The sequence below is a fragment of the Pseudomonas sp. 31 R 17 genome, from assembly GCF_900004915.1.
In the GTDB taxonomy this organism is placed as follows: Bacteria; Pseudomonadota; Gammaproteobacteria; order Pseudomonadales; family Pseudomonadaceae; genus Aquipseudomonas; species Aquipseudomonas orientalis_A.
This window is the reverse complement of record NZ_CVTN01000054.1, coordinates 26,988-36,894: the sequence shown is the minus strand read 5'-3', so window position 1 is coordinate 36,894 and position 9,907 is coordinate 26,988. Positions and strand designations below refer to the sequence as shown.

Sequence of the window (9,907 nt, the reverse complement as noted above, 5' to 3'; positions counted from 1 at the left end):
AGCGTTTTGCTTACTTTTGCGCTTTTCAAAAGTGAGCCGCTGTAAAAGCGGAACCATTAGCAGCCGTTACCGCAGAAACGGATATGTACTCGGTACAATCCAACATCCCGGCCAGCCCAGAGGCCGCCATCGGGGGCAAGCCCCCTCCCACATTTGGACCTCGGAGTGTCAGGTAGATACGCGTTGGCTGTTCGGCCGTCACGAGGGCAAGCCCCTCACGCCACCATAATAATCTTCGACACCAACTCCACCACCGTCTTGGCCTGCAACTTCCTCATCAACCGTGCCCGATGCACTTCCACCGTGCGGTGGGAAATCCCCAGGCGCAGGGCGATTTCCTTGGATTTGAGCCCGTTCACGATATGCATGGCAATCTCGCGCTCCCGCGGCGTCAGGTCCCCGGTGCCCTGGTGACTGCGGTCCAGGCGTTCGAAGTGCCAGATCATCAGCTTGAACGGGTCCCTGGGCGTAAGAGTGTAGCCATGGGATTTGGCCCAGAACACCTCGCCGTTGCGATGCTGCATGAAGCGCTCGTCGGAATAAAAACCGTTGTCGCTGTCGAGCAACCAATCATGGCTGCGCTTGCCGATGGCGTGGTAGTCGGCCTTGGACGGGTAGATCAGCAAGGTCAACTGATTGACCAGCGCCTCGCGGGCATAGCCGAACAGTTTCAGGAACGCGTCATTGCAGTCGAGTATCACGCGGTTGCTGGTGACCAACTGCGGAGCGGGGGACAGTTTGAACGCCAGGCGTTCGAGGTCTTGCAAGGGCTGGGTAAACACGGTCATGGGCATCCTGCCTCGTTGTTCAACTCACTGGCGAATACTTATCCTTGTAAAACTACTTATCCATGTAAGTAGTTACACGAATTGGCGTGCGGCCAGAGCTGGTTCATTGTAGGGGAAGTCCGGTTGAAGAACAGAAGAAATTGATTATGCCTGTTGATTGCGTGTCTATCGTTGCCGCTGGTCATTCGCGTTTTGGTCGTCTGGAAGGCACCACGCTGGAGGATCTGATTGTTCAGGTCACGCGTGAGGCCCTCAGCGATGCCGACCTTGAGGCATCGCAAATCGATGCGCTGTTCCTTGGCCACTTCAATGCCGGGCTGGTGCCCGACGGTTTTGCCGCGTCATTGCTGCTGCAGGCCGACCCCGGGCTGCGCTTCAAGCCGGCCACGCGCTGTGAAAACGCTTGTGCGTCCGGTTCGGCGGCGATCCAGGCCGGGGTCAATGCGATTCTCTCCGGCAACGCCGAGTTGGTGCTGGTGGTGGGCGCCGAAAAAATGACCCACACCTCCACGGCTGCGGTCACCCAGGCGCTGGCCGGTGCCGGTTACCAGAACGATGCCGCCGAGGCCGGCTTGAGTTTCCCGCAGCTGTTCGGCCGTGCCGCGCGCCAATATGCCGAGCGTTACCACAGCCCGCTGGGCTCGATGGCGGCGATTGCCACCAAGAATCACTCCAATGCCATGGCCAACCCGTTGGCGCAGATGCACCGGGAGATGAATTTCGAGCACTGCAACAATGTGTCCCAGAGCAACCCGTTCGTGGCCGATTCGCTGCGCCTTACCGATTGCTCGCTGATCAGCGACGGTGCGGCGGCGATCATCCTGGCTTCACCCAAGCGCGCGCGGGCGTTTCGTCGCGATGTGCAGATTCGCGCGATGACCCAGGTCAATGACACCTTGCCTATCGCCCAGCGCGACATCCTCGCGTTTGAAGGCCCGCAGCGGGCCATTCACTCAGCCTTGCGCGGGGCCAGTGTGACCCTGGCCGACCTGAGTTTCGCCGAGGTGCATGATTGCTTCACCATCGCCGAGCTGCTGATCTACGAAGCCATGGGCCTGGCGCCCAAAGGCGAGGGGCACCGTGTACTCGACAGCGGCGTGGTGCGCGCGGGCGGGCGCTTGCCGGTGAACCTTTCCGGTGGGCTCAAGGCCAAGGGCCATCCCGTCGGCGCGACGGGTGTCTCGATGCATGCCCTGGCGTTCCGGCAATTGACCGGCGAGCCGATCGGCCTGGCGGTGCCCAACGCGGAGTTCGGGCTGGTGTTCAACATGGGTGGAATGGCGGTGGCCAACTACGCCTCGGTCCTGCATGCGCGCCGGTACTGAGCCATGAACATCGCCAATTGGTTGCACGATACCCAACGTCGCGACCCGCAACGCCCGGCACTGTTCGACGGCGCCCGGCTAGTGGCCGACTACGCCACCTTCACCGCCCATGTGCGCCAGCGCGCCGCGCAGTTGCAGGACCAGCACGGCGTGCAGCCGGGGGATGCGGTGGCGGTGCTGATGAAAAACAGCTGCGACTACCTGGAGTTGCTCTACGCCATCTGGTGGATGGGGGCGGTGGCGGTGCCGATCAACGCCAAGCTGCATCCGACCGAGGCGGCGTGGATCGCCGATAACGCCCAGGCCCGCCTGATCTTTACCGATGGCGGCCGGGTGTTTTCTGCGCAGGACCTGCCCCTGCGCTGCACAGAGCTCGATGGTCACGTGCTGCCGCCTGACCCTGGCGGGCCGACACGGGAGCAACCGGTGCCGCGCCAGGATCACGACCTCGCCTGGCTGTTCTACACCTCCGGCACCACCGGGCGTTCCAAGGGGGTGATGCTGTCCCATGGCAATCTGATCGCCATGTCGTTGTGTTACGCCACCGATGTCGACCCGGTGAGCGCCGACGATGCGGCGCTGTATGCCGCGCCGATGTCCCACGGCGCCGGGCTCTATAACTTCATTCACGTACGCTGCGGCGCGCGCCATGTGGTGCCGGCGTCCAACGGTTTTGACGCCGCCGAGCTGTTTGGCCTGGCGGCCGAGCTGGGCAGTGTTTCGCTGTTTGCCGCGCCGACCATGGTCAAGCGCATGGTCGAGCAGGCGCGGCGCCAAAGCTACAGCGGCGCAGGCATCAAGACCATAGTCTACGGCGGTGGCCCGATGTACCTGGCCGACTTGCGCGATGCTGTCGACACCTTTGGCGCCCGCCTGGTGCAGATCTACGGCCAGGGCGAGAGCCCGATGACCATCAGCGTGCTGCCCCGTGGGCTGATTGCCGACCGCCAGCGCCCTGATTGGGCGACCCTGGCCGCGTCCGTCGGCCATGCGCAAGCCTGTGTGGAAATCCGCATCCTCGATACCGGGCACCAACCGCTGCCCACGGGAACGCGCGGCGAAATTGCCGTACGTGGCGCTACGGTGATGCAGGGGTATTGGCGCAACCCCGAGGCCACGCGCCAGGCCTTGGTCGATGGCTGGTTGCTGACCGGCGACATCGGTTTCCTCGACCCCGCCGGCTACCTGACCCTCACGGATCGCTCCAAGGACGTGATCATCAGCGGCGGCAGCAATGTATACCCGCGCGAAGTCGAGGAGGTGCTGGCCCAGCATCCCGAGGTGTTTGAAGTGTGCGTGGTGGGTGAGCCGGACCCGCAGTGGGGCGAGTCGGTGGTGGCGTTTGTGGTGACGCGCAGCGGCCAGCCCCTCGACGAAGCCGAATTGACGGCCTGGTTCCTGGCGCGCATGGCATCGTTCAAGAAACCCAAGAAATATGTGTGGCGCAGCGAATTGCCCAAGAACAGCTACGGCAAAATCCTCAAGACCGACTTGCGGCAATCGCTCAAAGCGGCGAGTATCGCCGCGCTTTAGCATGGATCGACAAACAGACAAGGAGTCCCCTCGATGGGCAATCACGCGCACGACACTGTCCGCAAACGCCGCCGCGCGTTTCTCGGTGCCACCTCCGGCCACTTGATCGAGTGGTACGACTATGGCGTCTACGGCTTTCTTGCCGTCTATATCGGCCAGGCGTTCTTCGTCTCCGACGACCCCACCACCAGCCTGCTGGCCAGCTTTGCCGCGTTCGCCCTGAGCTTCTTCATCCGGCCTCTGGGCGGGCTGTTCTTCGGCCCGCTGGCGGACAAGATCGGCCGGCGTAAAACCCTGATCATGGCGCTGGTGATGATGACCGGCTCCACGGTGATGCTCGGTTTGCTGCCCACGTACGCGACCCTGGGCATCGCCGCCCCGATCCTGTTGATCCTGGTGCGCTGCGTACAAGGCTTCTCGGCGGGCGGTGAAATCGGTACGGTCACCAGCTTCATTTCCGAATACGCCGGTCCCGGCCGACGCGGCTTTGCCACCTGCTGGTTGATGGTCACCGCCGTGCTCGGCCTGCTGCTGGGCGGCGCCGTGGCCAATGGCATGACCTGGGTACTGGGCGCCGACATGATGCAGGAGTGGGCCTGGCGCGTGCCGTTCCTGATCGCCGCGCCCCTGGGTTTCATTTCCATGTACATCCGCCTCAAGCTCGAAGACAGCCCCGAGTTCCTTGCCCTGCAACGCGCCGGGCAAACTTCTCGTGCACCCCTGCGCGAAGTCTGGCAGTGGAAGCGCGCGATTGCCCTGGTGTTCTTCATCATCACCTTGCACAGCTCGATCTTTTATCTGGTGCTGACCTTTGCCTCGACCTACATGGCCAAGATTCTCAAGTTCGACAGCGGCACCACCTTGCTTTATGTGTTCGTCGCCAGCTTCTCGGCGGCCTTCGTCATGCCGTTCGGCGGCGCCTTCACCGATAAGTACGGGCGCAAGCCGTTCCTGATGGTGATCGGCACCTTGGCGACCCTGGCAATGTTCTGGCTGTTCAAGATGGCACCGACCGCCACGCCGGCAACCTTCTTCGCGCCGTTGATGGCGGTGGCGATTCTGTTCGGCCTGTACGCTTCGTCCACCTATGCGCTGATGAGCGAACTGCTGCCCACGCGCATCCGTTCCACCGGGATCGCCGTGGCGTACAACGTGCCGGTTGCGGTGTTTGGTGGCAGCGCGCCGCTGATCTCCACCTGGCTGATCAAGGTGACCGGTGACATCACCTCGCCCTGGTACTTCTATGTGGCGACCGGGGTGGTGTCGTTGATCGCGTTGGTGCTGCTGCGCAAGGAGGACTTCGTAGCCAGCACCAGCCCGGCGGCAGTGCCTGCGGCGGCGGCATTGGCTTGAGGGCGCTGCCGCCGGGCGTTGCATCGAGGCGTTAACTGCGCCAGGCTTGGCGGCCTGATCCCGGCGGAGCGAATGGCGTGCAGGCTACCCGATTGACCCTGATCTGCCATGCGGCCACGGCGGCGCAGAAGCAGGCACGTTTTGCCGATGACGAGTCGCTGCTCATGGACTGGCAAGGCTCGCAACTGTCTTTGGCAGGCCATTACCCCAAGGCTGCGCGCCTGGTGTGCGGGCCGGAGACACGAGCCCGGCAGACGGCGGCGTTATTCGGTGCGCAGCCGTGCATCGAAGAGTCGCTGCGCGACCTGGACCTGGGGCGCTGGAAAGGCCAGGCGATTGGAGATCTCGACAGCGATCAGATGAACGCCTGGCTCACCGACAGTGCCGCCGCGCCCCATGGTGGCGAGTCGGTGGAGCAGTTGTGCCGGCGGGTCGGGGACTGGATCAAGTCCCAGGAACGTCAGCCCGGCCATGTGCTGGCAGTGACCCATCCGTTCGTTATCCGCGCTGCGCTGCTGTTCGTCATGCAGTGCCCGGTCTCGATGTTCTACCGGATCGACGTTGAACCGCTGTCGCGCACCGAACTGCGCTTCAATGCCGTCTGGCGCCTGCGTCTGGAAACTCACGCCTGACGCCCCGATCGTGGCAAAATCCACGCTCCGCAATGAGAGCAACCCATGAAACGCATCCTGATCATCGGCATCGGCGCCGGCAACCCCGACTACATCACGATGCAGGCCGTGAAGGCGCTGAACCGCACCGACGTGTTTTTCCTGATGGACAAGGGCCAGAGCAAGGACAAACTGATCGACCTGCGGCGTGAAATCTGCGAGACCTATATCACCGAGCCCGGCTATCGCTTCGTCGAGGCCGATTGCCCTGAGCGCGCGCGCGGTGATATCGACTACACCACCGCCGTGCGTGACCTCAACCGCGACAAGCAGCAAACCTTCGAGCGTATGATCAACGAGGAAATGGCCGACGGCGAAGTGGGCGCGTTTCTGGCCTGGGGTGACCCGGCTTTGTACGACAGCACCATTCGCATCCTGCAGGCGATCCTGGCCGACGGCCGCTGTGAATTCGAGTTTGAGGTGATCCCCGGCATCACCAGCGTGCAGGCCCTGGCGGCCCGGCATAAAGTGCCGTTGAACCGGATCGGCAAGTCCATCGAAATCACCACCGGGCGGCGCCTGGCGGCGGGGCAGGCGAGTGATGCCGACACCCTGGTGGTGATGCTCGATGCTGAAGATTCCTACCGCAGCGTGGCCGATCAAGACCTGGACATCTATTGGGGCGCCTACCTGGGCACGCCGGATGAAATCCTGATCAGCGGCAAAGTCGCTGACGTGGCGCAAGATATCCAACGGGTACGCAAGGCTGCGCGGCTCGCCAATGGCTGGATCATGGACACCTATTTGTTGCGCAAACCCTGAGGGACAGTTCCCATGCTCAAATTGCTCGCGCTCACCCTGACCCTGCTGGCCGGTGTCGCCCAGGCGGATGCCGACCTGCACACCGACTTGCCGCTGTCGTACCTGGAGCAAACCCAGGGCGATTCACGCAACCAGCCGCTGGTGATTTTCCTGCATGGCTTTGGCAGCAACGAGCAAGACCTGTTCGGCATCAAGGATGCGCTGCCTTCCACCTGGACCTACCTGTCGGTGCGTGCGCCGCTGCCGGTGGAGCCACGTGGCTATCGCTGGTTCACCAAGGCTCCCGGTGACGGTGACTACGATGGCGTGACCGCCGATCTGCACAGCAGCGCCAGGCTGATTGAAGACTTTGTGGCCAAGGCCACCGCCAAGTACCGCACCATGAGTGATCGTGTGTTTCTGGTCGGGTTCAGCCAGGGCGCGATCATGTCCTATGAGGTGGGCTTGCGCAGACCCGAGTTGCTGCGTGGCATAGCGGCCCTGAGCGGCAGTGTGTTGCCGGTGCTCAAGGCCGAGCTCAAGCAGGATGAAGCGTTGGGCAAGCTGGCGATCTTTATCGGCCATGGCACGTTGGACCAGGCGCTGCCTTATGCGTTGGGGACGCGGGCGAATGCGGTGCTCGAGGGGTTGGGGTTGAAGCCGGAATTTCATGGGTATCCCGGGATGAACCATACGATCGGCGAAGCGGAAATCCAGGATTTAAAAGCCTGGCTGGAGAAAAGTTTGAAGTGAAACGCAGTTGAAAATGTGGGAGGGGGCTTGCCCCCGATAGCGATCTTTCAGTCAAAGATATTGAGACTGACACACCGCTATCGGGGGCAAGCCCCCTCCCACATTGGAGATAGGCTTACTTGCCGCCGGTAATCTGCTTGACCAGCGCAGCATGCCCCTTTACATCATCCGCTCGCGAAATCGCCTGGATCACCAGCAACTGATTGCCGGAACCGCCGAGAAAGGTGGAATTCAACGTCTTGCCGCCGCCCTGGGTAGCGGTGCTGTCGACTTGCCGCAGGCCGAGGCCTTTGTAGGTGAGTTTTTTCTCGTTTTGCTTCTTGAAATCGGGCAGGGCGGCGCGCTGGTTCTTGACGAAATCGGCTACGGCGCCATCGAGGAACTGCGGGTCGTTGTCCTTGATGGCTACCCCATCGTTACGTATGGTTTCGGCGACGATCACCACGCTTTTGGTGGTGGCGTTGGCGTACAGGGTGCCCTGGGTATCGGCGGTGCCATCATCGGCTTTACCGGAAGGCAGGGTATCGGCGGTGTAGGCCTTGGGCAGGTCGAAGGTGAACTTGCCGCCCAGGGTGGAGATGGTTTGCGTGGTCGCCTTGGAGGCAGCCCATACGCTGCCGGCGGTAAGCGCAAGGGCCAGCAGCAGTGCGGTCTTGGTAAACGTGGCCATGAAGCGCTCCAGAGATGAACGAAATTGCGGCGTATTCTGTCAGAAAATTCGCAAGATCGTTCACCTGCTGCCTCACACCTTGTCGGACTCTTCCTGCAGCCGATCCATCTCGAACAGGCGCGCCAGCTCGGCACGGGCTTCCTGGGCGGTCTGCATGACCTTGGCCGCATCGTCGTACACCGCATGCTGGGCGGCGAGGACCTGCTGGTCGTGGGCCTTGAAGCGGTCGATGCGCGCATCGGCCTGGGCCTGGCTCAAACCGAGGCCGACCAGGGTGCGTCGGCTCATCTCCAGGCTGGAATAAAAGGTTTCACGCACCGGTGAGGCGTCCAGGTCCACCAGGCGGTGTACGTGCTGGCGGTTACGCGCGCGGGCGATGATCTTCATGTGTGGGTAGAGGTTGCGCACCAGTTCGGCGGTCTTGATGTTGATCTCCGGGTCATCCATGGCAATCACGAAGAACTCCGCCTGTTCGACCTTGGCCGCATGCAGGATTTCCGGGCGTTGCGGGTCGCCGTAGAACACCGGCATGCCGCCGAAACTGCGGGTCAGTTCGATGGTTTCCACCGAGGTGTCCAGGGCAATGAACGAGACGTTCTGCGCGCGCAGGATACGCGCGACGATCTGGCCCATCCGGCCCATGCCGGCGATCACCACACGCGGTGCATCGCCTGCGATGGCGCGGTATTCCTCGGGTACGTCCACCGACTTGACCTTGGGTTTGAACAGCTTCGGGCATATCAACAGCAGCAGCGGTGTCACGGCCATGGACAGGGTGATGGTCAGCACCAGCACATCGTAGAGATGCGGCTCGAACAGGCCCTGGTCGCGCCCGATCTTGAACACCACAAAAGCAAACTCACCGCCGGCCGCCAACACCACGCCCAGGCGCAGGGCGCTTTCACGATTGAGCTCACCCACCTTGCGACCCACGGCGTACAACAGCGGCAGTTTCAACCCGATCAACAGCAAGGTCAGCCCGATCACCACCAGCGGGGTGCTGAGCAGCAGGCTGAGGTTGGCGCCCATGCCCACGCTGATAAAGAACAGACCCAGCAGCAGGCCCTTGAACGGTTCGATCTGGGATTCGAGTTCGTGGCGGTATTCCGAGTCCGCCAGCAGCAGCCCGGCGAGGAAAGCGCCGAGGGCCATGGACACGCCCACCAGTTCCATCAGCCAGGCGGTGCCGATCACCACCAGCAACGCGGTGGCGGTGGACACTTCGCGCAGGCCGGTCTTGGCGACGATGCGAAACACCGGGCGCAACAGGTAGCGCCCGCCGATGATTACCACGGCGATGCTGCCCAGGATTTGCAAGACGTGCTGCACGCCCTGGGCTTCGGTGGTCGGATGATCGCTGCCGGCCAGCAGCGGCACCATGGCGATCAAGGGGATTGCCGCGATGTCCTGGAACAACAGGATCGCAAAGGCCAGGCGCCCGTGGGGTTGGTTGAGTTCCTTGCGCTCGGCCAGGCTTTGCAGGCCGAACGCGGTGGAGGACAGCGCCAGCCCCAGGCCCAGCACAATCGCGCTGTTCCATGACTGGCCAAACAGCCACAGCGCCACTACGCCCATGACCAGCCCGGTGAGCAACACCTGGGCCAGACCGACACCGAATACCGCCTTGCGCATCACCCACAAGCGTTTGGGCGAAAGCTCCAGGCCGATAATGAACAGCAGCAGCACCACGCCCAATTCGGAGAACTGCGCCACGCTTTGCGGGTTACCGATCAGGCCCAGGACCGAGGGGCCGATGATCACACCGGCGAACAGGTAGCCCAGCACCGCGCCCAGTTGCAGGCGCTTGGCCAGGGGCACGGCCAGCACGGCGGCGAACAGGAATACCACGGCTGCTTGTAACAGGTTGCCTTCATGGGGCATTACGAACTCCAGGATGCTCAAAACCAAATCGACTGGCGCGTATTAGAGCGCTTTTTACCGCGTGATAATTGTATTTTTGCCGCGTGGGGTGGCATGTTTGCCTGGATTAGGGCATTGAATACACAGGATTACATCCGCATGTCGCGCAACTGCCATCCGCGCGATGGGCGGTGAGTTGGCGATCATTGCGAC

At 62.5% G+C, this 9,907-nt stretch carries 10 protein-coding genes; 7 read left to right on the top strand and 3 right to left on the bottom strand.

Features of this window, described 5'->3' with window-relative positions:
* Positions 1-215: 215 nt before the first annotated feature.
* Positions 216-788 (bottom strand): LuxR C-terminal-related transcriptional regulator, encoded by a 573-nt coding sequence (locus tag BFP89_RS06600; protein ID WP_065884721.1) that lies wholly within the window; start codon positions 786-788, stop codon positions 216-218.
* Positions 789-934: 146 nt separating this feature from the next.
* Between BFP89_RS06600 and BFP89_RS06595 the strand changes: the two genes are divergently transcribed.
* The 6 genes from BFP89_RS06595 (at position 935) to BFP89_RS06570 (ending at position 7,164) form a co-directional block, all read left to right on the top strand.
* The gene (locus tag BFP89_RS06595; RefSeq protein ID WP_065884720.1) at positions 935-2,113 is read left to right on the top strand and encodes an acetyl-CoA acetyltransferase; all 1,179 of its coding nucleotides are present in this window, start codon (positions 935-937) and stop codon (positions 2,111-2,113) included.
* A 3-nt stretch (positions 2,114-2,116) separates the two neighbouring features.
* The gene (locus BFP89_RS06590) at positions 2,117-3,646 is read left to right on the top strand and encodes a class I adenylate-forming enzyme family protein (RefSeq protein WP_065884719.1); all 1,530 of its coding nucleotides are present in this window, start codon (positions 2,117-2,119) and stop codon (positions 3,644-3,646) included.
* 33 nt (positions 3,647-3,679) lie between these two features.
* Positions 3,680-4,999 (top strand): MFS transporter, encoded by a 1,320-nt coding sequence (locus BFP89_RS06585; protein ID WP_065884718.1) that lies wholly within the window; start codon positions 3,680-3,682, stop codon positions 4,997-4,999.
* 77 nt (positions 5,000-5,076) lie between these two features.
* Positions 5,077-5,631, top strand: coding sequence for a histidine phosphatase family protein (locus tag BFP89_RS06580; protein WP_065884717.1), 555 nt, complete (start codon positions 5,077-5,079; stop codon positions 5,629-5,631).
* 45 nt (positions 5,632-5,676) lie between these two features.
* Positions 5,677-6,432 (top strand): precorrin-6A synthase (deacetylating), encoded by a 756-nt coding sequence (cobF, locus tag BFP89_RS06575; RefSeq protein WP_065884716.1) that lies wholly within the window; start codon positions 5,677-5,679, stop codon positions 6,430-6,432.
* A gap of 12 nt (positions 6,433-6,444) precedes the next feature.
* Entirely contained in the window at positions 6,445-7,164 is a 720-nt protein-coding gene (locus BFP89_RS06570; RefSeq protein WP_065884715.1) for an alpha/beta hydrolase, read from the top strand.
* 115 nt (positions 7,165-7,279) lie between these two features.
* On the opposite strand, the gene BFP89_RS06565 is transcribed toward BFP89_RS06570, so the two are convergent.
* A complete protein-coding gene (locus BFP89_RS06565) occupies positions 7,280-7,834 on the bottom strand; it encodes a hypothetical protein (protein WP_065884714.1) in 555 nt (184 codons plus the stop codon).
* 72 nt (positions 7,835-7,906) lie between these two features.
* Positions 7,907-9,715, bottom strand: a complete 1,809-nt coding sequence (locus tag BFP89_RS06560) for a monovalent cation:proton antiporter-2 (CPA2) family protein (protein ID WP_065884713.1) — start codon at positions 9,713-9,715, stop codon at positions 7,907-7,909.
* Between BFP89_RS06560 and BFP89_RS28320 the strand changes: the two genes are divergently transcribed.
* Positions 9,707-9,889: a hypothetical protein gene (locus tag BFP89_RS28320; RefSeq protein ID WP_141689049.1), complete on the top strand. Its 183-nt coding sequence runs from the start codon at positions 9,707-9,709 to the stop codon at positions 9,887-9,889. The two genes, BFP89_RS06560 and BFP89_RS28320, sit on opposite strands and share 9 nt — an antisense overlap.
* Positions 9,890-9,907 lie beyond the last annotated feature (18 nt).

Coding starts and splice junctions, on each gene's coding strand:
- BFP89_RS06590 (WP_065884719.1), top strand. CDS start 2,117: ATGAACATCGCCAATTGGTTGCACGATACCCAACGTCGCGACCCGCAA.
- cobF (WP_065884716.1), top strand. CDS start 5,677: ATGAAACGCATCCTGATCATCGGCATCGGCGCCGGCAACCCCGACTAC.
- BFP89_RS06570 (WP_065884715.1), top strand. CDS start 6,445: ATGCTCAAATTGCTCGCGCTCACCCTGACCCTGCTGGCCGGTGTCGCC.
- BFP89_RS28320 (WP_141689049.1), top strand. CDS start 9,707: ATGGGGCATTACGAACTCCAGGATGCTCAAAACCAAATCGACTGGCGC.
- BFP89_RS06585 (WP_065884718.1), top strand. CDS start 3,680: ATGGGCAATCACGCGCACGACACTGTCCGCAAACGCCGCCGCGCGTTT.
- BFP89_RS06560 (WP_065884713.1), bottom strand. CDS start 9,715: ATGCCCCATGAAGGCAACCTGTTACAAGCAGCCGTGGTATTCCTGTTC.
- BFP89_RS06565 (WP_065884714.1), bottom strand. CDS start 7,834: ATGGCCACGTTTACCAAGACCGCACTGCTGCTGGCCCTTGCGCTTACC.
- BFP89_RS06595 (WP_065884720.1), top strand. CDS start 935: ATGCCTGTTGATTGCGTGTCTATCGTTGCCGCTGGTCATTCGCGTTTT.
- BFP89_RS06600 (WP_065884721.1), bottom strand. CDS start 788: ATGACCGTGTTTACCCAGCCCTTGCAAGACCTCGAACGCCTGGCGTTC.